This is a genomic window from Streptomyces sp. NBC_00400, from assembly GCF_036048035.1.
Classification (GTDB): Bacteria; Actinomycetota; Actinomycetes; order Streptomycetales; family Streptomycetaceae; genus Streptomyces.
On the sequence record NZ_CP107940.1, the window covers coordinates 3872062 to 3894353 of the forward strand.

21 protein-coding genes and 1 pseudogene are annotated in these 22292 nt (G+C 66.9%); 20 read left to right on the forward strand and 2 right to left on the reverse strand.

From position 1 onward, the window contains the following. Positions 1 to 79 precede the first annotated feature (79 nt). From OHS81_RS16790 to OHS81_RS16800, 3 genes are all read left to right on the forward strand, one after another. Positions 80 to 244 (forward strand): hypothetical protein, encoded by a 165-nt coding sequence (locus OHS81_RS16790; RefSeq protein WP_328385562.1) that lies wholly within the window; start codon positions 80 to 82, stop codon positions 242 to 244. Between the two features lie 263 nt (positions 245 to 507). Then, positions 508 to 2907 (forward strand): IPT/TIG domain-containing protein, encoded by a 2400-nt coding sequence (locus OHS81_RS16795; RefSeq protein ID WP_328385563.1) that lies wholly within the window; start codon positions 508 to 510, stop codon positions 2905 to 2907. 332 nt (positions 2908 to 3239) lie between these two features. Further along, entirely contained in the window at positions 3240 to 4121 is an 882-nt protein-coding gene (locus OHS81_RS16800; RefSeq protein ID WP_328385564.1) for a hypothetical protein, read from the forward strand. 177 nt (positions 4122 to 4298) lie between these two features. On the opposite strand, the pseudogene OHS81_RS16805 reads toward OHS81_RS16800, so the two are convergent. Beyond that, positions 4299 to 4412: pseudogene (locus tag OHS81_RS16805) on the reverse strand (NUDIX hydrolase); the annotation flags it as partial. A gap of 763 nt (positions 4413 to 5175) precedes the next feature. Here OHS81_RS16805 and OHS81_RS16810 point away from each other — a divergent pair. From OHS81_RS16810 to OHS81_RS16860, 11 genes are all read left to right on the forward strand, one after another. After that, the gene (locus OHS81_RS16810) at positions 5176 to 6333 is read left to right on the forward strand and encodes a putative T7SS-secreted protein (protein ID WP_328385565.1); all 1158 of its coding nucleotides are present in this window, start codon (positions 5176 to 5178) and stop codon (positions 6331 to 6333) included. A gap of 32 nt (positions 6334 to 6365) precedes the next feature. After that, positions 6366 to 6776: a hypothetical protein gene (locus tag OHS81_RS16815; RefSeq protein WP_328385566.1), complete on the forward strand. Its 411-nt coding sequence runs from the start codon at positions 6366 to 6368 to the stop codon at positions 6774 to 6776. A gap of 624 nt (positions 6777 to 7400) precedes the next feature. Continuing rightward, positions 7401 to 8753, forward strand: coding sequence for an IS4 family transposase (locus OHS81_RS16820; RefSeq protein WP_328384961.1), 1353 nt, complete (start codon positions 7401 to 7403; stop codon positions 8751 to 8753). A gap of 335 nt (positions 8754 to 9088) precedes the next feature. Next, positions 9089 to 10342 (forward strand): helix-turn-helix domain-containing protein, encoded by a 1254-nt coding sequence (locus tag OHS81_RS16825; RefSeq protein WP_328385567.1) that lies wholly within the window; start codon positions 9089 to 9091, stop codon positions 10340 to 10342. A 350-nt stretch (positions 10343 to 10692) separates the two neighbouring features. Continuing rightward, positions 10693 to 10932 carry a hypothetical protein gene (locus OHS81_RS16830; protein WP_235449927.1) on the forward strand — a complete coding sequence of 80 codons (240 nt, stop codon included), beginning with the start codon at positions 10693 to 10695 and terminating at the stop codon, positions 10930 to 10932. A gap of 473 nt (positions 10933 to 11405) precedes the next feature. After that, positions 11406 to 11564 (forward strand): hypothetical protein, encoded by a 159-nt coding sequence (locus tag OHS81_RS16835; RefSeq protein ID WP_328385568.1) that lies wholly within the window; start codon positions 11406 to 11408, stop codon positions 11562 to 11564. A 207-nt stretch (positions 11565 to 11771) separates the two neighbouring features. Beyond that, positions 11772 to 12677, forward strand: coding sequence for a radical SAM protein (locus OHS81_RS16840; protein WP_328385569.1), 906 nt, complete (start codon positions 11772 to 11774; stop codon positions 12675 to 12677). Between the two features lie 28 nt (positions 12678 to 12705). Continuing rightward, positions 12706 to 12834 carry a hypothetical protein gene (locus OHS81_RS16845; RefSeq protein ID WP_328385570.1) on the forward strand — a complete coding sequence of 43 codons (129 nt, stop codon included), beginning with the start codon at positions 12706 to 12708 and terminating at the stop codon, positions 12832 to 12834. Between the two features lie 60 nt (positions 12835 to 12894). After that, positions 12895 to 13203, forward strand: coding sequence for a transposase (locus OHS81_RS16850; RefSeq protein ID WP_328385571.1), 309 nt, complete (start codon positions 12895 to 12897; stop codon positions 13201 to 13203). Continuing rightward, complete coding sequence (locus tag OHS81_RS16855) at positions 13200 to 14072, forward strand: IS3 family transposase (protein WP_328385572.1); 873 nt, start codon at positions 13200 to 13202, stop codon at positions 14070 to 14072. The genes OHS81_RS16850 and OHS81_RS16855 overlap by 4 nt, the downstream gene beginning before the upstream one ends. 1480 nt (positions 14073 to 15552) lie before the next feature. Further along, a complete protein-coding gene (locus OHS81_RS16860) occupies positions 15553 to 15738 on the forward strand; it encodes a hypothetical protein (RefSeq protein ID WP_328385573.1) in 186 nt (61 codons plus the stop codon). Here OHS81_RS16860 and OHS81_RS16865 read toward each other — a convergent pair. Continuing rightward, a complete protein-coding gene (locus OHS81_RS16865; RefSeq protein WP_328385574.1) occupies positions 15735 to 16169 on the reverse strand; it encodes a GntR family transcriptional regulator in 435 nt (144 codons plus the stop codon). The two genes, OHS81_RS16860 and OHS81_RS16865, sit on opposite strands and share 4 nt — an antisense overlap. A gap of 169 nt (positions 16170 to 16338) precedes the next feature. Here OHS81_RS16865 and OHS81_RS16870 point away from each other — a divergent pair, with 169 nt between their 5' ends. The 6 genes from OHS81_RS16870 (at position 16339) to OHS81_RS16895 (ending at position 22233) form a co-directional block, all read left to right on the forward strand. Beyond that, positions 16339 to 16686 (forward strand): SCO3933 family regulatory protein, encoded by a 348-nt coding sequence (locus tag OHS81_RS16870; protein WP_266738976.1) that lies wholly within the window; start codon positions 16339 to 16341, stop codon positions 16684 to 16686. 194 nt (positions 16687 to 16880) lie between these two features. Next, positions 16881 to 18218, forward strand: coding sequence for a cell division protein FtsK (locus tag OHS81_RS16875; protein WP_328385575.1), 1338 nt, complete (start codon positions 16881 to 16883; stop codon positions 18216 to 18218). 121 nt (positions 18219 to 18339) lie between these two features. Continuing rightward, positions 18340 to 19077, forward strand: a complete 738-nt coding sequence (locus tag OHS81_RS16880; RefSeq protein ID WP_328385576.1) for a DUF2637 domain-containing protein — start codon at positions 18340 to 18342, stop codon at positions 19075 to 19077. A gap of 129 nt (positions 19078 to 19206) precedes the next feature. Then, positions 19207 to 20790: a replication initiator gene (locus OHS81_RS16885; protein WP_328385577.1), complete on the forward strand. Its 1584-nt coding sequence runs from the start codon at positions 19207 to 19209 to the stop codon at positions 20788 to 20790. 22 nt (positions 20791 to 20812) lie between these two features. Further along, entirely contained in the window at positions 20813 to 20947 is a 135-nt protein-coding gene (locus OHS81_RS16890; protein WP_323139209.1) for a helix-turn-helix domain-containing protein, read from the forward strand. Continuing rightward, positions 20947 to 22233 (forward strand): site-specific integrase, encoded by a 1287-nt coding sequence (locus OHS81_RS16895; RefSeq protein WP_328385578.1) that lies wholly within the window; start codon positions 20947 to 20949, stop codon positions 22231 to 22233. The genes OHS81_RS16890 and OHS81_RS16895 overlap by 1 nt, the downstream gene beginning before the upstream one ends. Positions 22234 to 22292 lie beyond the last annotated feature (59 nt).

Consider the following 22292-nt stretch of genomic DNA (forward strand, 5'->3'; position numbering starts at 1 on the left):
AGATCCCCCTGCTCCACTCCCCCCTGTCCACGCCGTCGCCGCCCGCTGGGGCTTCCCCCGCGCAGCCGACGGAACATCCATGACCTGGGGGATTTCCTTGCATTTCCGACGCAATGCCATAGCTGCCGCCACCGCCGCCACGCTGGGACTGGGCGGCATGGCAAGCACGGCACACGCCGACAGCGAGGACGTCGACGACGGCCGAGGTGCTCTCCTGGCCCTGCAGGACACCGTCAAGCGGTGACTCCGCGCGCTCCGCCATACGGGTCAAATTCAGTCGGCTGCGTAGACGCGGTTTTCCGGCGGTGTCTTACTGCTGTGAGTGAATTCCGGCGGGCCGCCCATCCCTCACCGGGGGTGGACGGCCGTGCCCAGGAAGCACATGAGACCTCGGTATGGCTGCGGTGTGAGCACCCCCGCTGAGGAGACTTCACCACCCGCTGAGCCGTGGCGAACAAGGCGGCCCCAGACAGGTGGTTGACGGCCCCTGACTCCAAGGAGGCTGTCATGGATACGACAGACATGTGGACCACCGCGCAGTCGCTCCCGCTGCACATGGCCGGGGCGAAGGCGACGCCGATGAGCCCCACGGGACGAGAGATGTCGGCGGCAATTGTCGCCGCCATGCTGTCGCAGGGGGGCGTCCTGCCTGGCGCAACGCTCCCGTTCGAAGGCGGACTTGCCGCGATGACGTCGCCGGCCGTGGCGATGCTGCTCGCCAATGCGCTGGTACCCGTGGGAACCGGGCCGATCGGCGTGGCGATCACTCCGAACGGGAGCTTCGCCTACGTGGCGAACAACGGCTCCAGCACCGTCAGTGTCATCGACACCGCCACGAACCTGGTGACCGCCACCGTCACGGGCCTGAACGGACCGATCGATGTGGCGATCACACCGAACGGCAGCTTCGTCTACGTCACCAACGGCAGCGGCAACACCGTCAGTGTCATCGACACCGGCACCAACACGATCACCGGATCCCCCATCACCGTCGGCGCCAACCCGTTCGAGATCGACATCACCCCGGACGGTGCCTTCGCCTACGTCGCGAATCACGGCAGCGGCACGGTCAGCGTCATCGACACCAGCACAAACCTGTCGGTGGCCACCATCACCGTCGGCAGCTTGCCGAACGGCGTGGCGGTGAGCCCCGACGGCCTGACCGTCTACGTCACCAACTCCGGCAGCGGCACGGTCAGCGTCATCGACACCGGCACGAACCTGGTGACCGCCACCGTCGCCGTCGGCAGCACCCCGATCGGAGTGGCGTTCACCCCTGACGGCAACTTCGCCTACGTGGCGAACAACGGCTCCAGCACCGTCAGTGTCATCGACACCACCACCGGCCCCCCGAGCGTCGTCACCACCATCAGCGGCTTCGGGACCCCGGCCGGTGTGGCGGTCAGCCCGGACGGCACCCGGGTGTTCGTGGTGAACTTCGGCGCGAACAACGTCAGCGTGATCGACACCGGCACCAACACGATCCTGACCACCCTGGCCGTGGGCACCCAGCCCTCCCGGGACGCGGTGACCCCGGACGGCAACTTCCTCTACGTCACCAACAACGGAAGCAACAACGTCAGCGTCCTGCAGATCCGGCCGATCGTCACCAGCATCACCCCGGCGTCCGGCTCGACACTGGGCGGCGACCCGATCACCATCACCGGCAGCGGCTTCACCGGAGCGACCGCCGTCACGCTCAACTCCACCCCCGTCGCCGGTTTCATCGTGGTCGACGACAACACCATCACCGCCACCACACCCCCGCACGCCGCCGGAACCGTCCAGGCGAGCGTGACCGTGCCCCTGGGCACCGGAACGGGCGGCAGCTTCACCTTCGTCCCTCCCGCACCCACGATCACCAGCATCAACCCGGTCTCGGGCACCACCTCCGGCGGCACCCTGGTCACCATCACCGGCACCAACTTCACCGGTGCGACCGCCGTGAGCATCGCCGGAACCCCGGTCACCAGCTTCCAGGTCGTCGACGACACCCACATCTCCGCGATCACCGCGCCGCACGCACCCGCTACCGGCCTGGTGTCCGTCACCACCCCCGGCGGCACCGCCACCGGACCGGCGACCTACACCTACGTCACCCCGGCCCCGACGATCAGCGGCTTCACCCCCGCCTCCGGCAGCACCACCGGCGGCACACAAGTCACCATCACCGGAACCGGGTTCACCGGCGCCACCGCGGTCACCCTCGCCGGAGCCCCCGCCGCGAGCTTCCAGGTCCTCAACGACACGACCATCGTCGCCATCACGGCACCGCACGCACCCGCGAGCGGCCCGGTCACCGTCACCACCCCCGGCGGAACGGCCATCAGCGCCACCAACTACACCTACGTCACACAGGCCCCGACCCTCACCGGAATCGTCCCCACCAGCGGCCCGGCCGGCGCCAGCACCCAGGTCACCCTCAGCGGCACCGGCCTGACCGGCGCGACCAGCGTCACCGTCAACGGCACCCCGGTGCCCTTCACCGTCGTCTCCGACAACCAGATCACCGCGACCCTGCCCCCGCACGCGGCCGGAACCGTCACCGTCACCGTCACCACCCCCGGAGGCAGCGCCAGCATCCCCTTCACCTACACCCGCGACCGCACCCAGCTGGTCGCCACCCCCGCGATCGTCCAGATCTTCCCGCCCCACCCCTACGCCGGGATTCTGACCGCGACGCTGACCGACCTCGACACCGGACAGCCGATCCCCGGACAGCCCATCACCTTCACCACCGGCAACAACACGCTGTGCACCGTCCTCACCGACGCACAGGGAGTGGCGGTCTGCCCCGCCATCCTGGCGCTGCCGCTGATCATCCTCAACCGGGGATACACCGCCACCTACGCGGGCAACGCCAACCACCAGCCCGCCACCGCCCACGGCGCCGTCATCACCCTCTGACAAGCCCAACGGCACTTCCGGGGCCGCGCCGACGAGCATGGCTCCTGGCGCTGCCGGGCCGCCCGCCCCTCACCAGTCGGACGGTGCTCCGGTCAAGAGGCGCAAGAGAACCTGAAAGGTGACGCCCATCCGGCTCACCTGACGGTCAATTCACTCGGCTGGCGTTAGCGGTCCTCATCGCCCGCTCCGGCGACATCTGGCCGGACGCCGACCACACGCCATGAGCGGAATTCGACAAGCGGTACAACGCGCCGCATCGAACCCGCAATCGTTCCCGGGCGCACCGGAAAAAGCCCGTGAACTCTCCGTCTCCACACATCCCAGGAGCAGCAATGAAGCACAGCAGAACGGCAATCCGCACACTCGCCACCGTGGCCGGCGCAACCCTCGTGGCCACCGGCCTCGCCATCACACCGGCAGCCGCACAGACGTTGGTCCCGTGCTCCCCCGCCGCACTGACGAGCGCCATCACCACGGCAAACGCCTCAGGTGGCACGCTCATCCTGGCACCGGGCTGCGTCTACGCCCTGCCCAGCCCCCTGCCGTCCGTCCAGAACACGATCAACATCCTGGGCAACGGCGCCACCATCACCCGCGCAGGATCGGCCCCCGCCTTCCGCATCCTCAAGGTGGACGCCTCCGGAAAACTGAGCTTGGCTCACACCACCATCAGCAACGGTGACGCGACAGGCGACTTCGGCGGCGGCATCCGCAACGACGGAACCCTCAACGTCGTGCAATCCGTCATCCGTAACAACCGCGCCGACTTCTCCGGCGGAATCGGCGGCAACACCGGTTCCACCACCCGCGTCGCGCAGAGCATCATCTCAGGCAACACCGTGATCCATAACGGCGGTGGTCTGGCCAACGACGGCGATATGACCATCGCCCAGAGTTCCCTCACCCACAACACGGCGCAGGAAAAGGGCGGCGGGGTGGCCAACGACGCGACACTGAAGATCCTTCAAAGCGACATCAGCCACAACACGGCATCAGGGCCGACGGGTGTCGGGGGTGGAGTCGCCAACTTCGGCGGGGCCGGAGCCACGACCACTCTCGTCGAGAGCCGCGTCGCTGACAACACCGCCACGAACGCTCCCGGCGGTATCTACAACGACAGCGGAAGCGTCGCACTCCTCCTCAGCTCCGTCCGCAACAACCACCCGACCAACTGCACCGGCAGCCCCACCGCGGTCCCTGGCTGCCTGGGCTGACCCCCAGCCGCACCCTCGCGAGCGCTCGACGGCGGCCGGACACCGGCCGCCGTCACCTCTGACACCTGGAGGCAGTGGAGACGGGAAGAGCCGCCTGCCAGGCACTGACCGTCTCCGGCTCCGCTACGCCTGCCGCCCTGCGGACGTATGACCACCGTCTCCGGCACCACCGGACCAGCTCGCACAGCTCCTGCGGGACCACCCTCCGGCTGGCTTGCAGCGGAAGACCAGGGCGACGATGCCGCGTGTTGTGTTCTTGTACACCCCGGCGAGCTCGTCCACCTCGACGTGGCACCGGCTGACCCGGTTGCTGTACTTCGCTGCTGTACGGCACGACAAAGCCCCCGTCCGGGTGACCCGGCGGGGGCTTTGACCTGCTGTGCGCTCGGCAGGATTCGAACCTGCAACCTTCTGATCCGTAGCTTTGGGCATGGTTGTGCAGCATCTACGCCTGCTTCGCCGGCCCGTGCACCGATGTCGGCCGCTGTCGGCCCCCGTGTGCTGTCGTTGCCGTCAAGGTTGCCGTCATTTTCACCGAGGCAGGAAGCCAGCGGCCCTGCGGCTCCGTGCGCGCGGCACCAAGGCCGCCCTGGCCGGCCAGTCCTTCGCCGGACCACCCGCCTACGCACTCTATGGCCTTGGCTTAGTTTGATGGCTCTCCTGAAGGACAGTGAGACACTGGATGTGCTCATGACAGAAATGGCCAGCAAGGAGCTATGGGGGGGCGAATGTCGGAGGGGTTCCGAGTCGATCTCGGAGCGTTGGAGAAGGCGGCGGAGGGCGTCAATGCCACGCTGTACGACCTAAACACCAAGAAGGTCAGCGACCTAGTCGGGGACCAAGGTGATATAGGGCACGCACACCTTGCCGAGACCGTCACAGATTTCTGTGACCGCTGGGAGCTGGGGATAGAACATTTGGCGAAGGATGGACAGGAGATCGCCAGCCGACTATCCAGAAGTGTACAGAGCTACCTGCACACGGACAGTTCCCTAAAAGGGCACCTGGACGGCATTTTGGAACGCCACAGCGGCGGGGACCCGGGAGTGCACTGATGTCAATGGACCTCGACGAAACCACCGACCCAAAGGAACTCATTCCCGGCGTTCCGAATTCCGTAACTGTTCTCCTCAAGGCGATTCGCACCCGTGGCGATGCTCTGCATAAGGCAGGAGCAGGACTAAAGCGCATCGACACCGCTGACGGTTGGACAGGGAAGGCCGGTGACGCCTTCCGGGAAGTATTCGAAGGACAGCCGAGCAAGTGGCTACAAGCTGGAGATTGCTTCCACGACGCTGCGAACGCGTTGGAAAATTACTGCCACACCCTGACCTGGGCGCAAGGACAGGCTTCCGACGCAGTCAAGCAATGGCACGAGGGTGAGACCGCAACAAGCCAGGCAAAGTCTCAGCATCAGCAAGCCGAACAGCAAGCTGGGCACGAGCTGACGTTCCATGACCCTGGAGAATCGAAACGCCAGAATGCCCGAGAAACCCTCAATAAGGCCCGCAAACAACTAAGTGACGCAGGTGACACCGCCGCTAAGGCAGTCGGGGCAGCACGAGACAAGGCGCCGGAGAAGCCTGGCTTCTGGAGCAAGGTCGGTGACTTCTTCGAGAACGCCGGCGCTGGCCTTGAGAACGCAGCCGGAACCGTCGTCAACAGCCTTGCCTCTTTCGGAAACAACATCATTCACCATCCCCTCGATGCTGCGGGAATGGTCGCCGGAACCGGCATGATGTTGCTGGGGGGCGCAGGTGAGATAGGCGGCGGCGCGCTAGACATCACGGGTGCTGGAGCAGCTGTCGGCGTACCTGTAAACATTGCCTCTGCCGGGCTCATCGGTTCCGGCGGAGCCGTTACGGCCGCAAGCGCCACCGACATGGTGATGCACATGAACGGCGACGACCGAGTGTCGCCGATGCGGACGGACCACACTGGCGCAGCCGGCGACGAGTACGAGGCCGAGGAAGGGTTCCGCCATAGCGAATTCAGCAAGGATGAGATCGTCGAATTTACCAACGGGCACACTGGCGACGGGAATCCCGCGATGGGGCGCCCAACTAAATCAGAGATAGATGCTGCCCTGACAAATGGGAAACCCCAGAAACTTCCAGGCCAAAACGCCGAGAAATTCGAACATAATGGCGTTCGAGTAATCGTCAACTACGACATGCCCTGGAAGTCCACAACCTACTACCCCGGAAGGTAGAAGTGCGAATCATCCCTCCCGAACTTCAAAACGTGTTCAACGAAACCGAGGTGTCGGAGATCGGAGAAGCCTCGGTCACCCTTGGCGCTACGCGCCGCGATCCCATCGATCTCGCGATTGCATGGGAGAATGGCGTAAAGAAGATTAATTCGGATCGGTCGCTACCCTCATCGGATCGCAGCGTTTGGAGCGAGCACGATCTCGCCGGCACGCTGTTCCTGCGTGACCACTTGGAGAGGGCTTTGCAGAAACTTCGCCCTTCGCTTCGAGAGAAGATGGAGCGATATGTCGCCGAGGCAGATGGGCTGTTTCGGTCATACACGGTAGATGACCCCGAACATCGCATGCTGAGAGTTGCCGAGGTCGACGCACAGGGGAGGAAATGGTGGTGGTCCCGCGTCCCCGACTCCGGGCCTATCGCTGAGGACCTCTCTCGCTATTAGATAATATATGCCGTCCGCCTGGGAGCCCGGACGATACCGCCCAAGCAAGCGGAAGGTGCCACCCAGTGCGCCCGGTTGAAGCATCAGCCGTGTCCCGCATTTACCGCACAATCGTGCGGGCGGGATCGTCGACGCTCCACCTTAATGTTGGCCTGCCTTCGGCGTTTGCCCGGCAACTTTGGCTCCTCACTCGTACGCCCCGCCGCTTCCCCCCTCCGGCGGGGCGTACGCATGTCCGCCGGGAGGTGAGCGCCCGCCATCAGCTGCTCCAGATCGGTGAGCTGATACCCCTGCCGCGCCCGGCCGGCGCCGTGCAGCATCGCCCTCAGCAGCACATTCCCGTACCGGCCCTGTCCCAGCGCCCGCCCCACACAATCCTGCGCACGTTGTCCCGACAATAGACTCCGCAGCCGCTCCGGCTACGTCGTCCTCACCCGATCTGAGACTGGACAACTCCGATCCCGCTCGGCACCCGCGACCGGACGGCCACGGCCGCAAAAGCGCTAGAACCAACGCCGTTCAGTTAGGCGCGGAGGTCGTTCGTCAAGGCTGGTGAACGAGGCAGCGGAGCTGCTGTAGAAGAGGGCTGTCCTCCAAGACATCCTCACTACGGGAGCTCCGCTGTTGGAACAGGCTGCCATAACCAGGACGGCCCGGGTAGCGGCCGGGGTGTTCGCGCCGGGGCATATCGGTGAGCTGACCCGGATCGTGCCGTTCGAGATGGTCGATGCGGTGCTGGCGGAGACCGGTGCGGTGCAGCGCAGGGTCCGGCTGGTGCCGGCGCGGGTCACGGTGTACCTGCTGCCGGCCGCGGCACTCTTCAACGGGCTGGGCTACCAGCAGGTCTTCGACCGGCTGTGCGCCGGGCTGGCGGGCCTGCCGCTGCTCCGGCCCAGCGGCAGTGCTCTTCGCCAAGCCCGCCAGCGGCTGGGTCCGGCACCGATGAAGGCGCTGTTCAACCTGGTGAGCGGACCCGCGGCCACGACCGCTGCCGCCGGGCGGTGGCGGGGACTGAGGGTCGTCGCGGTTGACGGCACCCTGCTGCCGGTCCCGGACTGCCCGGCCAACCTCGCGGTGTTCACCCGGCAGCGGCTCGGCAACGGGACCTCGGGCTACCCGCAACTGCGTCTGGCCGCGCTGGTGGCCTGCGGCACCCGGTCGGTGATCGGGGCCGTGTTCGGCCCGGCCACGCATGGCGAGCTGGAATACGCCCGCTGCCTGGCAGACAGCCTGCGGCCCGGAATGCTGCTGCTGGGCGACCGGAACTTCTCCTCCGCCGCCCTGCTGAACCAACTGGCCGCCACCGGCACCCATCTGCTCGTCCGCTGCAAGGCCAACCGGAAACTGCCCGCGGTGGCCCGCTGCCACGACGGCTCGGTACTGACCCGGATCGGACCGCTGACCATGCGCGTCATCGACGCCGAGATCACCATCCGCACTGCCCAGGGCACCCGCACCGGCCACTACCGGCTGCTGACCACCCTTACCGACCCGGCCACCCACCCGGCTGGTGAACTCGTCCGGCTCTACCACGAGCGCTGGGAGATCGAGACCGCCTACGCCGAGCTGAAGTCGACGACTCTGGGCGGACGTGTCCTGCGGGCCCGCACTCCCGACGGCATCGAACAGGAAGTCTGGGCCCTGCTGACCGCCTACCAGGCATTACGCACTGCGATGACCGACGCCACCGACAGCGCCCCGGGCACCGACCCGGACCGGGCCGGCTTCACCACGGCCCTCGCCGCTGCCCGAGACCAACTTGTCCTGGCCGCGGGCGTCATCACCGGCACCGACATCGATCTCGTCGGCACCATCGGCCGTCACGTCCTGGCTCACCTCCTGCCGGCCAGGCGGGTCCGCACCAAAGACCGCATCGTCAAACGCGCAATCTCCAAATACAACGCACGCGGACCCGCCATCGACCGCACCACCTACAAGGCCACCATCAGCATCACCATGCTCACAAGCAGCCCTTGACACCACCGAGCCCGCCCTAACTGAACGGCGTTGGCGCTAGAACCCCTGAGCCGGCCGAAGAGACTGAGCAGGCAATCAGCCACAATCTTCACCTGACCGGGCACAGAAGAGACCGGAAACGCCGCCTTGCCCCGGCAAGACCTTCCTGGCTCAGGCCCGCCGGACCGGGCAACAGACCGAGACGGGGGCACACCGTCCGGGGAGACAGAGCCGGGCGAGGTGTTCGGCAAGGCTGGCCCCATGCCCTGGAGGAGGCAGGCCCCCTTACTGTTCACCCGCCCGATCTGGATGAGTACCGTTCTGATGTCGAGCCTGAACGGAACCAGGAGTCCAGCATGGCGCACGAGTTGGAAGAGCAAGAGGCCATTGGTCGTCGCATCAAGCGCCGTAGGCTCAGTCTCGGAATGCCACAGGCTGATCTAGGAGCGGCAGTAGGCAAGTCTCAAGGCTGGATGTCCAAGGTCGAGAAGGGGCACATCGAGCTTGACCGAGCTGTGCTGATCAACGGCATCGCTGCCGCTTTGCACTGCCACCCGAACGACTTGATCGATCGTCCCTACGTCGGGACCGCACCAGACAACCAGTGGCAGCCTGCTGCGGCTTCCATCCTGCGTGAGCTGCGCCGCTACGACCTGACGCCGGTCTTTGACGGGACACCCCGCCCCTCAGGCGCGCTCTGGCAGGAGATGAAGCGTCTGCACCGGCTCCGGGACTCAGCGGCGAACGTCGCGATTCTGCGGAGCCTTCCTGACCTGCTGCGTGAAGCTCACGCTCTGGCTGAAGTCTCGGCCGGCCACGAGCAGGAAGAAGCCTTCGGCGTCTACGCCGTGTGCTGCAAGTTCGCGCACACGGCTGCCCATGCGCTGGGCCATCCCGAGCTGATTGCCACCTCGTGCGAGCGCGCGTCCTGGGCGGCCAGGTTGTCCGGCGATCCGGTGATGCCCGCCGTCGCGGACTGGATGCGGGTATGGGACATGTGGGCGACCGCCGACTGGGCCGACGCGTCCGCCCTCGCCGACAAGGCGCTACTCGGCATCGAATCGCAGTACGAGGAGGGTGCGCCGCTCGCCGTACGGGCTTGGGGAAGTCTCCAGCTCCGTGCGGCTGTGTCCGCGGCGCGGGCGAACAATCCCGCCGAAGCGGATCACCGCATCGGCCTTGCTCGGCAGGCCGCAGAACGTGGCGACGCCAGGAGCGGACCGCCAGTAGACGACCGCCATTCGCTCACGTTCTCCGCTGGAAATGTGGCCATCCATGGGATCAACGTCGCCCTGGAGATGAGCAACCAGACCAAGGCCCTGCGGCTGAACAATGAGGCTGACCCGGAGCAGCTGGCCGTGCTGCCCAACTCCCGACGGGGGCATCACCGCATGGATCTAGCCCGAGCGTGGCTGTGGGACGGGGACCGGCACAAGGCTCTTGGGGAGCTGCGAGAAGCCGAGAGGCTGGCGCCTCAACTGATCCGCAACCACCCCATCGCGCGGGCCACCCTCCGCAAGATCGTCTATGCCGAACGCGCGTCCACCCGCGAGCAGTTGCGGGGAATGTCGAGCCGTTTTCACCTGGATGACCAGGAGCTATTCCCCTGATTCATATTCGTGGGTAGTTGCGTCCTTACCGTCTGTTGCATGACGGAAGGACGACGCACCCCACAGAGCGTCCAGCGCCGCCGCGCGTTGGCCGATGCAGCTGCTGGATGGGCACCCGATCGCGGAGACCTCGCATACGACACCGAACGGCGGTGCCCCGGTGTCGTGGTCGCCTTACCGGAGGACACCGGGACCACCGTCTACCACCTGCGACCGGAAGGCGGTGGTGACGGCTGGACAGCTCCCCTTATTCGCCTGAAGGTGCACACCGAGCCGACGGACAACGACCTCACTCTGGATGAGGCTGCCATGCCCCCGGGCGGCTTCCCTGCTGACCGAGGGGGCGCTTCATGAGCAGGCAGGCTCTTGGACTCGGCCACTTGGACCACCCGCTGTTGGGTCGCTTGGTCATCGACCACGCCCACGGCGATCGGCGCGGTGTCCTCCGGGCACTTGCCCCGGATGTGAAGGGAAACAACCTCGGCCCTGTGCTCAGGGTTCCGGACACTCCACCTGTGGCATGGCTCGCGCCTGAGGCCGGCGGCCTGGAGTGGACAACAGACCCCTCTGCAATCGAGGCGGTCAAATGAGCGGCTCGCATGCCAGGCCGCGCCCCGAGTCGTCGATTCGGTTAGCCGTTTGGCGCCCCATCGCTGCCCTCGCTCTTCTCGGCGCAGGCGGTCCTGCTGTGGTCCTCGTTGGGGCCAGTGATGCCCGTAGCGCGCCGGCACCAGTCAGCTCTCCGGACGTGGACCCCGGCGCCGCCACGACGGCACATCACGCTCCCCGACACCCCTGCCGTTGCGGTCCCCGCAGCAGTCCTTAGAGCCCAGAGCTGCCTGAGGCAAGGAAAGACTCTCGCGCTGGATGCAGCGTCGACTTCTTGTCTACCGCGGGAGCGGTAGCCCCCTATGACTTCCGCCATCGGCGGGGACTTCCCGAGGGCGCCGGTACCCATCACGGCCGATAGCCCACCGATGGCGGATGCCCGCCCCGCTGTGACGAACGGGCGGGCACCCCCGGTTCCAATCGGGCCGGGACCAACGAGAGAGAGGAGACGGGCATGCCCGTCAGTACGGAGCCTGAGACGGAACAGCCCGAGACGGAACAGCCTGAGACCGTCACGACCGACACCGAGATGCCCGACCCCGCCAGCACGGACGACGAAAGCGCCGATCAGGCCGAAGCGTTCGATCTGGTGGGCGCATTGGCTGCTGCGTAAGCCAACTGCCGGCACGCCCCCACGGGGCGCCCTGCCACTAGGTACCCGTCCTGGTCGCTCCCAGCTCCCCGCTGCGACCAGGACGGCCCCCCGTACCGACCAGCCTGTACCTGCCTTCGGCGGACCGTTCTGAGGCTGGCGCGCCTTTCGGTACCCGCTCGGGTCACTAGGCCCGATTGCCGCGAATCCCAAGGAGTGAGTGTCACGATGAGTGCTGCCCAAAAGCCGTTGAAGTTCGCGTGGCTGGAAGTGACGGGCTTCTGTAACGAGCACTGCGATCACTGCTACGCCGACTCGTCCCCGCAGGGAACCCACGGGACCATGACTGTTGATGACTGGAAGGGTGTCATCGACCAGTTAGCGGAGATCGGCGCGCGCGATGTGCAGTTCATCGGTGGTGAGCCGACCCTGTACCCGTACCTGCACGAGCTGATCTCGTACGCCCACGGGGCGGGGTTGGCAATCGAAGTGTTCTCTAACCTCACGTACGTGCGTGAACATCTGTGGGACGTGTTCACCCGTTGCGGGGTCAATCTCGCCACGTCCTACTACTCCGACAGCGCGCAGGATCACGGCAAGGTGACCAACCTGCGGGGCTCCCACCGACGCACCAGGGCGAACATCAAGAAGGCGCTCAGCTTGGGCGTCCCGCTCCGCGGCGGCGTCGTCGCGGTTCACGCGCAACAGCGCGTGCACGAAGCGGCGGAAGACCTGACAACCCTCGGAGTGCAGCACGTCGGCGGAGACCGGACACGGGCGTTCGGACGCGGGAGTAACGGGGCTCATCCCACGGTTGATGACTTGTGCGGTCATTGCGCCCTTGGACAATGCGCAATCGGCCCGGATGGCAACGTCTGGCCGTGTGTTCTGGGGCGCTTCATCACCCTTGGCAACATCCGCGAGACCCCGCTCGCCGAGATCTGGAACAGCCCCGGCACGGCAGAAGCACGCGCAGAAATCGCAGCTGCGCAGGGCCTGAAGCCGGCGCAGTCTTGCACGCCCCCGCAGTTCCTCCCGAGCTGCGGACCGTGCAGCCCGTGCGTGCCCTCGGTGGGCCACTGTGATCCGCAGGAAGCCGCGCCCGCCGCGGCTACGATCGGCGCACCCGCGTAAGCGCTGATCGAGTCGTAGGAGCACGCACATGGTTGATCACGGCGACGACTTCGGCAGGTGGCTGGAAGAGCAGCACCCCGGAGCTGTGCAGCGGACCGAAGAAGAGTGGGACCAGATCGCCCGGTATGTGCGCCACGCGGCGAACAAGATCGGCTGAGCTTGATCCGCTTTGACGGACATCCGAGATCAGGGGTTCACCCCCGGGAGGATGTCCATCATGGAGAGCATGGGGAAGAAGAAGCCTCGCCCTCGCCGCTCGTTCACACCCGAGTTCAAGGCCGAGATCGTGGAGCTGTGCCGACGCGGTGACCGCTCGGTCGGTCAGATCGCCAAGGACTTCGATCTGACCGAGACCGCGGTGCGCGACTGGGTGAAGCAGGCCGAGGTCGACGCGGGCGAGCGGGACGGCCTGACCAGCAGCGAACGAGAGGAACTGGCCGCGCTGCGGCGGGAGAACCGCCGCCTGCGCGAGGATGTCGACATCCTCAAGCGGGCCACGGCTTTCTTCGCGCAGGAGACCCGGTGACGGTGCACCCGTTCATCGAGGCGGAGAAGCGTGCAGGTCACAGCGTCAAACGAGCGTGTGAGCTGCTGAAGGTCTCCCGGACCGCCTTCTACGCCCGCCGCAGCGGCACGCCCGGCCCACGGGCGGTCCGTGACGCCGAGCTGGCGGAACAGATCGCCGACGTTCATACGCGATCGCGGGGAAGCTACGGCGCCCCGCGCATCCATGCCGTACTCAAGAGGGAGGGCGTCGGGTGCGGCCGGCGCCGTGTCGCGCGGCTGATGCGGGCTGCCGGCCTGCAGGGCCGACACCGCAGGCGACGGCACCTGACGACGATCCCCGATCCACGAGCTGCCGTGCGGCCCGATCTCATCGTCCGGGACTTCCAGCCCGACGCCGGCTCGTTGGACACCCGCTGGTGCGGCGACATCACCTACATCGCCACGGAGGAGGGCTGGCTCTACCTGGCCACCGTCATCGACATCGCCTCCCGTCGCGTGGTCGGCTGGGCGACGGCCGACCACCTGCGGACCGATCTGGTCGCCGATGCCCTCACGGCCGCCTGCCGGCAGCGTCGCCCCGCCGGTCCGGTGATCTTCCACTCGGATCGCGGCTGTCAGTACACCAGCCAGCAATTCGCCTCGCTGGCAGACCAGTTGGGGATCCGTCTGTCAGTCGGCCGCACCGGACAGTGCTGGGACAACGCACTCGCCGAGTCGTTCTTCGCCACCATCAAGCGCGAGTTGCTCCACACCGCCGCCTGGCCCACTCGGGCCGCCGCCCGCACCGCGATCTTTGATTTCATCGAGAGCTGGTACAACTTGCACCGCTTGCACAGCAGCCTCGGCTATCGCAGCCCCGCCGAATACGAGACTGCACTCGCAGCCTGACCACCACACCAATGGTGTCCGTCAAAGCGGAACAAGCTCACGGCCCCGCTCTCCCGCACTGCCTTCCGGGCGAGCCCCAGGAGTGCGGGCGCACCGCTCAACAACATGTGCTGGCCTGGTCAGCGGCTGTGAAAGCTGCCGCCCACCACCTCATCGAACAAGCCTCTCCCACTCCGGCGCGTGCGGCGCACGTCGCGGGGCCGCTCTACCAGAGGCGGCTGGCCGAGTTGCGCGCCCACGACGCCCCAGCCGCTGACGCCTCCACCACACAGCACGAAGGCCCGTATCTGACCGGGTGAACATGGACCGCGCGGGTCAGTCTGCGCGGTGAGAACAGAGCTCCGACCGGCTATGACGCTGTAGCTGGTCGGAGCTCTACTGTCTTCTGGCGGCCGCCGGCCGGGTCGAGAATGATCGCGTCGGTCGTGGCCCCGAGCCACCGAAAGTCAGCCACGATGCGCCCGCGCCGTGACGAGCGCCCGTCACGTGTGCCACCCACGCCACAGCGGACCTGCGCCCCTCTGCTCTGTCCTGGGTCGGTTCGCGAACTGCGTGGTGTCACTGCGGATTTGGCTCGGCCCTGGCTGATGGCGGCGCGCGCCTGGTCGCGGTGCCTGCGGCGGGTGCTGTCGTGGTGTCGGCCTGCTGGTGCTGCTTCGGGCTGGTCGGGTTGCTTCCTGGGCTCTGTCGGAGCGCTTGCTGTCCTTGCGCGCTGAGCTGCCGGGGGCTGCCGAGAGCGGGGCGGTAGACAGGAGCGTCGGCGGCCTTCGGCCGCCAGCGCGCGCGGCCCGCGTAGCGGGCCGCCTTGATCCAGTAAAGAAACTTTGAACAGCTCGCCTGCGCTCCGCCTCGCCGCTGCTGCGAAGCGTCCCGCGGCTGCTCCCTCACTCATGCAGCTCGCATCCCTGCTTGCCCTGGACCGCGCAGATCTATGGGGCTTCGTATCGCTGATCGCCGGACTCAGTCCACAGGCCTTCTGGCAAAGAGTTCGCGTGTCCGAGGTGGTGTCCGACAGGGGGTTGGACTTGTCGAGAAGGGCCGGGATTTTGGCACGGGATGCCGGACTGGGGAAATCCGGGATCGGCTGGTGTCGTGATGGCTGGTCAGGACGCTTGGCTGGGTGGCCTGAAGGAGTGGAGGCAGGTGCCGTGTACGCGGTGAGCAGTGAGCGGCGAGCGGGTCTGCCGGATGGGACGCCGGTGTGGTTCGTTTCCCGCAGGACGGGATGGCGGAACGGGCTGGACCGCAGGGCGGGAATCGCTCCAGCGTCTCTGCCGCCTCGTCTGCAAGGTGGTGCCAGATGCCTGCACGGTGACTATGGCCAGGTGCAGGCGCGTAGTGAACGAATCCGCGCTTACCGCGCCTGCCAGGGGCTTACCACGGGCCTTACCAGGGCGGTCGTGCCACTTCCGTTACCGCCGCAGGCGGATTCGGTAAGCGGGGCGGTAAGGGCGCTGGGGCTGACTGGGGTGGAAGCGAAATGACGCACAGGACGGGGATCTACGCGATGAACGAGAACGAGTTGGACGCCTCGGCTGCCGGTCGGCAAGCAGAATCGCTCACCCTGCTCCGGGAGATGACGGCGATGGCGGTGCGCCTGAGCGAGGAGATACGGGCGGTGCGGGAGGACCTTGCCGAGCTACGCAAGGACCAGGCGCCGGCTTAGGACTGCTTTCGCTCCGCCTTCAGGTCGTCCACTTCCCGGCGCAGTTCTTGGAATGCGGCATTGAGAGTGCGGAGCTGCTCATGCAGAGCGCGGATCGCTTCGTCGATAGGCCCGGTGGCTTCGCCGCCCTCCGGGCCTGCTCCCGCCTTCCGCCCCGTGACCTTGGCCACCTCGGCGTCGCCGCTGTGCTCGCCGGGCTTGTCGGCCACATAGCTGCCGCGCCCCTGCACGGTGTAGATCAGCCCCTCTTCTCGCAGCACGCGTAGTGCGGAGCGAGCCGTCATGTTGGCGATGTTGAAACGCTCTTGCAACTCGCGGTGCGAGGGGAGCTGCTGGCCAGGCTTGAGTCGGCCGGCCTCGATGTCGCCTCGGATCTCGTCCGCGGCCTGCTGGTAAGGCGGGCGTGGGTCGTGCTGGCTAGGGGGCGTCATGGCCTCAGGGTAGCCCGCGATAGCCCTGCTAACCCAGGAAACAAGCCCACCCCCACAGAGCTAGGTCACACATCTCTAGCTCGGTGACTTGACTGAGCTAGCTGGGCTATGTGTAAATGGAGTCACCGAGCACCGCACACAGCGGGTGCCGATCGAAAGGGAGAAACACATGGCTCGTACGAGCATCCGCGTCGGCCTGACGGACGAGACCCAGCTCATGGTGGGTGCCCTCCCCGTGGCGAAGTGGGCGGACCAGGAGAAGGGGGAGCGCGCCCTCGACCGCGACACCAACGCCCCGCTGTACACGGTGATGATCTTCCTGATGGAGGGCGAGCGCGCTGAGGCGCTGAAGGTCACCGTTCCGCAGACGGGTCTGCCCGACGGCCTCAAGCCCGGTGTGCCGGTCAGGACTGTGGACCTGATGGCCAACCCCTGGGCCAACCTGTTCAACGGTCAGGTGTCCTCGGGCGTGGCCTACCGCGCCAAGGCACTGGTGGTCGGGGAGTTGGCGGAGTGAGGGACTCCATTCCGGGCTGGGACCGGGCTTATCCGGTCCCAGCCCCCGGCCCGATGGCCGCTTCAGCGAACAGGTCACGCACGACGTAGCGGCCGTGCTCGTCGCTCACAGATTCCCCAGGTCATCAACGACTTCGACCGGGGCTTCCTCGATACGGCCCTGTGGGGCTTCCTCGACGAAGAAAGGAAGTAGACGTGACACTCAACGAACTCACCATCTACGCCCCGATGGTGGCGATGTTGGTGCTGACCGCCTTCGGGGTCATGGGGGCCGTGTGGCTGGGCCGCTACATAGCGGCGGATCGCATGATGCGGGCCAGCATCCGCCAGGCGGTTCGTGTCCGGGTGGGCTGGAAGCGGCTGGCTCCGATGGCCGGACTGTCCGTCACCGACAAGACTCCTGCGCTGCTGGCCTCACTGGGCAACAGCGATTCCGACCAGGCGCCTAAGCCACGCGTACGTATCCCGGCGCTGAAGGTGAAGCCGGACCGCCACGGCGTCGTGGTGCGGGCGAACTGCCTGCCCAAGGTTGGCCTGGAGGAGTTCCAGAAGGCTGCACGGTTCTTGGCGGACGCCTGGCGCTGCGAACGGGTTTCCGTACTGCCGGACGGCCCTGGGCATGTGGTGATCCGTGGTGTGCGGGTCGATCCGCTGATCACCCCCACCGAGCATGTGCCGACAGGTAAGCAGCCGGAGAAGCTGACCAAGTGGCTTCTGGGCCTGGATGAGTACGCGCAGAGTGTGTCCGTGGACCTGGCGGAGGTGCCTGGTGTGACTGTGGCCGGCCTGCCCGGCTTCGGGAAGTCCTCACTGATCAACCGGTTCATCTGTGACTGCGCACCCTCTCCCGCGATTCAGTTCGCCGTGGCAGACGGCAAGGTGTCGGCGTCCCACGAGGGCGACTACGCCGACCTGATTGACCGGCTCTTCGCGTTCGTCGGCGATGACCTTGAAGAGGCCAACAAGCTGTTCCAGCGGCTGGTGAACCTGCGCAAGGCACGCTCGTCGTCACTGCGCGCCGTGCTGAAGACCAAGGACATGTGGCATGTCGGCCCTTCCTCCAAGTGGCCGCTGACGGTGCTGATCATCGATGAGGCACACACCTATCTCCGCGATCACAAGGGCAACGACAAGGAGTCCAAGAAGCTTGCCGGCCTGGCAGCGGAGAATGCCCGGCTGATCGAAGATCTCGTGAAGAAGGGCCGCAGTGTCGGCATGCTGGTCATCCTGACCACGCAGAAGACCACGGGTGACGCCATCCCCACCTTCATCCGGGACGTGTGCACGGTGGGCATGTCCTTCGCACAGAAGACGGCTGAAGCCTCCGTGGCCGCGCTGGGTGAGGCCATCCGCGACTGGCGGATGCCAATCCGATCCATCTGCAAGACCCGGTCTATGTCGGGGTGGCGGTCATGCAGCACCAGGGCCGTCCCGGCTTCACCCGGATCCGCACTCCCTTCGTTGCAGAGGCCGACGCCGTGCGCATCGCGGCAGAGACCGCGCACCTGGCCCATGACCCGGCGGACCTCCTGAGCGCACAGCTTCCTGACGGGGCGGTGCAGCGGGTCCTGCTCGCCAAGGACGACGAGAGCAGGCCCAAGGCGGCCTGACCAAAACCACGGCCCAACGAGCACTTGGAAGGAGGTGACCCCTTATGTCTGAGGACCGGATCACTCAGCGCACCGTGACCGTGGTCATGGCCGTCATCGCCGCCTTGGCGTTCGTCTTCTCCTTCGGCAACGTCTGGTCCCTGGCTCTGCGCCTGGGCGTCCCCCGCCCCGTCGCACCGCTGATCGCCCCCATGGTCGACCTGTCCGTGGTCGGGCTCCTGGTGGCTCTGCGCTACCTGTCCCTGCGCGGCATACCGGCCGAACAGATGCGCTCCGCCTCCCGGCTGATGCACCTGTCGGGGCTACTGACCCTGGCCCTCAACATCGCCGAACCCCTCATCGCACACCACTGGGGCCGCGCCTGCGTGGACGCAGTGGCACCCCTGCTCCTCCTCGGCTGGGGAGCAGTCGGCCCCCAGCTCCTGCGCCACTTCCACACCGTGACGCAGCCCGCCCCGGCCCCGGCTTCCACCGACACCACCCCGGCCCCGGCCCCGGCCCCGGCCAGCGAACCGGCACCGGCTCCGGAACCTGCGGACATGGCTCCGGTCCCTGTGCCCGAGCCGACTCCCGCCCCGGCCCCGGTCGCGGCTCCGGCCAGAGCAGCAGAGGCCCCCGCGGCTTCGACTCAGGTACCTGCTCCGCTGCTGGAGGAAGCCCGCAAGATCGCCGCATCCCACCAGGCCGAGCACAGCGAGCCCATCACGGCCGCCCAGCTCAAAGCCCGACTCGGCGTCGCCCTCCCGCTGGCCACAGCCGCACACCAGGCCCTGACCGCCTGACCCTCCGCCGGCCTTTCCGGCAACTTCCCCCGCCCTGCCCTACCGGGCTTGGTCCGCCATGCCCCGAGCAGCACCACACCCCTGTCCAGTGCTGCTCGGGGCCCCATCTCAACGGAAAGGACAGCCCCCATGCCCCGCGTGCTCGACCTGCGCCACGTGAAGAGCCTCGCCGTGCGGGACCTGATCGAGCTGGCCAACCTCGGCGACTTCGGCCGCGTCAACGAACAGGTCCGCCAAGTCGCCGGATGCACCCGGCCCGTCAACCTCGTCGGCCAGACCACCACCCTTGACGCCACCACCCGCACCGTCCTGCGCTCCTACAGCACCGCCAATGAACCGACCGGCCGCCTTCTGACCACCTGCGGCAACCGCCGAGCCTCGCGCTGCCCCGCCTGCTCCCGCGTCTACGCGGCCGACACTTACCACCTGATCAAGGCCGGACTCTCCGGCGGCAAGACCGTCCCCGAAGCCGTCCGCACCCACCCCCGCGTCTTCGCCACCCTCACCGCTCCCTCCTTCGGCCCCGTCCACAACCGCCCCACCGACAAGCCCCGCTGTGCCTGCGGTGCCCAACATGCGGAAGACGCAGTCGAGTTGGGTACGCCGCTGCGCCCGTCCACCTACGACTACACCGGAGCCGTCCTCTGGAACGCCCACGCGGGCGCCCTGTGGGCCCGGACCACCACCTACATCCGCCGCGCCCTCGCCGCCCACCTCGGCATGACCCAAAAGGCTCTGAATGCCGCACTGCGGATCTCCTTCGCCAAGGTCGCCGAGTACCAAAAGCGCGGCTTGGTCCACTTCCACGCCGTCATCCGCCTCGACGGGCCCAAGGGCAGCAACCAGCCCCCGCCCACTTGGGCCACCGTCGACGCCCTGAAGACCGCTATCGAGAGCGCCACGATCAAGAACTCAGCGGAATCCCGCGGGAGGGACACCCGCGCCCGTCTCACGGTCACGTCCGCCCACACCGGAGACCGCGAGATCCGCTGGGGTGATCGCCTCGACGTCCGCCAGATCACTGCACTCGGCGACGGCGAACTCACCGACAAGGCCGTCGCCGGATACGTCGCCAAGTACGCCACCAAGAGCGCCGAAGACTCCGGCACCGTCGACCGCTCGTTGATCTGCGCCCCCTGCGGTGGGCGCGGCTACCAGACGGGGCCCGACGGGTATCGCCGCAAGCGCCTATGGAAGCGGGCGGACGCCCCCAGGAACCCCGACGGCAGCCGCCCACGCCTCGACATTCCGCCCGGCCGCTTTCGCGACCTGTGCCCTCACTGCGAGGGCACCGGACAGACCGAGCCCATCGAGAACCTGCCCGTACAGGATCACGTCCGCCGCATGATCGGCACGGCATGGGAACTCGGCCAGTTCCCCGAGTTCGCTGACCTCAAGCTCTCCAAGTGGGCGCACATGCTCGGATTCCGCGGCCACTTCTCCACCAAATCCCGCCGCTACTCCACCACCCTCGGCGCCCTCCGCAATGTGCGCAGGGCCTGGCGGGTGGAGCAGGCACGTGCCCGCGCCGGCCTGCACGCCCCGGACGAGAGCAGCACCCTCGTCACCGAATCCTCCTGGGCCTACCTCGCCTCCGGCTACCGCCCCGGCGAAGAACTTCTCGCTGCCCAAGTCCGCTACGAGATCAAACAAGAACTCCGGTTCCGCCAGGAGGAAGGTGGCCTCGGTGCCGAGTGCGCTGCTGACCGTTGACCAGGTAGCTGCACGACTCTGCGTGAGCCGTTGGACGGTCTACAACCTCATCCGCTCCCGTGAGCTGAACTCTCTGACCATCGGCCGGTGCCGTCGCATCAGTGAAGCCGCTCTGGACGCCTACATATCCCTCCGCACAGAACAGGAAGCTGCCTGATGGCCTCCAAGCCGAAGAAGAACGCCAACAACGAGGGCACCATCTACCAGCGCAAGGACGGCCGCTGGGAGGGCAGCGCGTACGTACTCACCAGCGACGGCACGTACAAGCGGCGCAGCGTCTATGGCAAGTCCTGGGACGACGCGCACGAGAAGCTGACCAGGCTCAAGGCCGACTCCCTGAACGGTCTCCCGGTCGCGACCAGCAAGATGACGCTAAGCGTGTACCTGACGTACTGGCTGACCAACGTCGCCCAGGGCAAGGTCCGCAGGACGACTTACGTCAACTACGAGTCGCTGGTCCGCAACTACGTCACCGCGGACTTCGGCAGGAAGAAGCTGGCCCGGCTCACCGCCCGCGACATCCGCGCCTTCCTCACCAAGACGGCCGCCACCTGCCAGTGCTGCGTGCAGGGCAAGGACAAGAGCCGTCCGAAGCACAAGCAGCGCTGCTGCGCCCTCGGGAAGTGCTGCAAGAAGCTCCCGTCTGACCGGACCGTGCGCTTCCTGTTGGTAATCCTGCGCGCCGCCCTCCAGCACGCGGTGCGTGAGGACGAGCTGCCGCGCAACGTAGCCCGGAACGTCAAGCTGGGCATGGGTACGAGGCGCGAGATCGAACCGCTGTCGACTGGGGAAGGGCGCCGGCTCCTTGCGGCGGCTCGGGACAACCGCCTGTGGGCCGCGTACGAACTCGCGGTTCGCATCGGCCTGCGACGCGGTGAGGTGCTGGGCCTGCGCTGGTCGGACGTGGACCTGTACGAGGGTGTGGTGACCGTCCGGCAGGCACTTCAGCGGGTCGGCGGGGAGCTGCTGATCGTCGCACCGAAGACGCAGCGCTCGGCCCGTCGCGTGGCGCTGCCGTCTGAGTGCGTGACGGCTCTCCGTGCCCAGCGCGCCCAGCAGATCGCCGACAGGAAGGCGGCGGGCGACACCTGGAAGGGAGCGGGGCACGACCTGGTCTTCACCACGAAGAACGGGACCCCCATCGAGCCGCGCAACCTGAACCGGTCCTTCGAAGTTCTGTGCGCCCGTGCAGAGGTCCGCCGGGTGCGCTTTCACGACCTGCGTCACACGTGCGCGTCTCTGCTCCACGAGCAGGGGGCCGATGCCCGCATGATCATGGAAGTCCTGGGTCACAGCTCCATCCGCGTGACCATGGACATCTACACCTTCGTACGGCTCGACTCCCAGCGCTCCGCCTTCGACCGCGTGGGGGACGCGCTGAGGGGTGACGGCAACTCGCCGGACGATGACGACGGCACGGCCGGTGTCCCGGTGGCCACCTGATCGGCCTCACACCGACCGCCTGAGACGGTTGCCGTCAATCACTGCCGTCAAGAGAAACA

Bases quoted from the DNA above. Each gene is read 5' to 3' on its own strand.
- OHS81_RS16830 (WP_235449927.1), top strand. From the start codon at position 10,693: ATGAGCAGGCAGGCTCTTGGACTCGGCCACTTGGACCACCCGCTGTTG.
- OHS81_RS16840 (WP_328385569.1), top strand. From the start codon at position 11,772: ATGAGTGCTGCCCAAAAGCCGTTGAAGTTCGCGTGGCTGGAAGTGACG.
- OHS81_RS16835 (WP_328385568.1), top strand. From the start codon at position 11,406: ATGCCCGTCAGTACGGAGCCTGAGACGGAACAGCCCGAGACGGAACAG.
- OHS81_RS16795 (WP_328385563.1), top strand. From the start codon at position 508: ATGGATACGACAGACATGTGGACCACCGCGCAGTCGCTCCCGCTGCAC.
- OHS81_RS16870 (WP_266738976.1), top strand. From the start codon at position 16,339: ATGGCTCGTACGAGCATCCGCGTCGGCCTGACGGACGAGACCCAGCTC.
- OHS81_RS16880 (WP_328385576.1), top strand. From the start codon at position 18,340: ATGTCTGAGGACCGGATCACTCAGCGCACCGTGACCGTGGTCATGGCC.
- OHS81_RS16790 (WP_328385562.1), top strand. From the start codon at position 80: ATGACCTGGGGGATTTCCTTGCATTTCCGACGCAATGCCATAGCTGCC.
- OHS81_RS16800 (WP_328385564.1), top strand. From the start codon at position 3,240: ATGAAGCACAGCAGAACGGCAATCCGCACACTCGCCACCGTGGCCGGC.
- OHS81_RS16860 (WP_328385573.1), top strand. From the start codon at position 15,553: ATGACGCACAGGACGGGGATCTACGCGATGAACGAGAACGAGTTGGAC.
- OHS81_RS16895 (WP_328385578.1), top strand. From the start codon at position 20,947: ATGGCCTCCAAGCCGAAGAAGAACGCCAACAACGAGGGCACCATCTAC.
- OHS81_RS16810 (WP_328385565.1), top strand. From the start codon at position 5,176: ATGTCAATGGACCTCGACGAAACCACCGACCCAAAGGAACTCATTCCC.
- OHS81_RS16885 (WP_328385577.1), top strand. From the start codon at position 19,207: ATGCCCCGCGTGCTCGACCTGCGCCACGTGAAGAGCCTCGCCGTGCGG.
- OHS81_RS16845 (WP_328385570.1), top strand. From the start codon at position 12,706: ATGGTTGATCACGGCGACGACTTCGGCAGGTGGCTGGAAGAGCAGCAC.
- OHS81_RS16850 (WP_328385571.1), top strand. From the start codon at position 12,895: ATGGAGAGCATGGGGAAGAAGAAGCCTCGCCCTCGCCGCTCGTTCACA.
- OHS81_RS16825 (WP_328385567.1), top strand. From the start codon at position 9,089: ATGGCGCACGAGTTGGAAGAGCAAGAGGCCATTGGTCGTCGCATCAAG.
- OHS81_RS16865 (WP_328385574.1), bottom strand. From the start codon at position 16,169: ATGACGCCCCCTAGCCAGCACGACCCACGCCCGCCTTACCAGCAGGCC.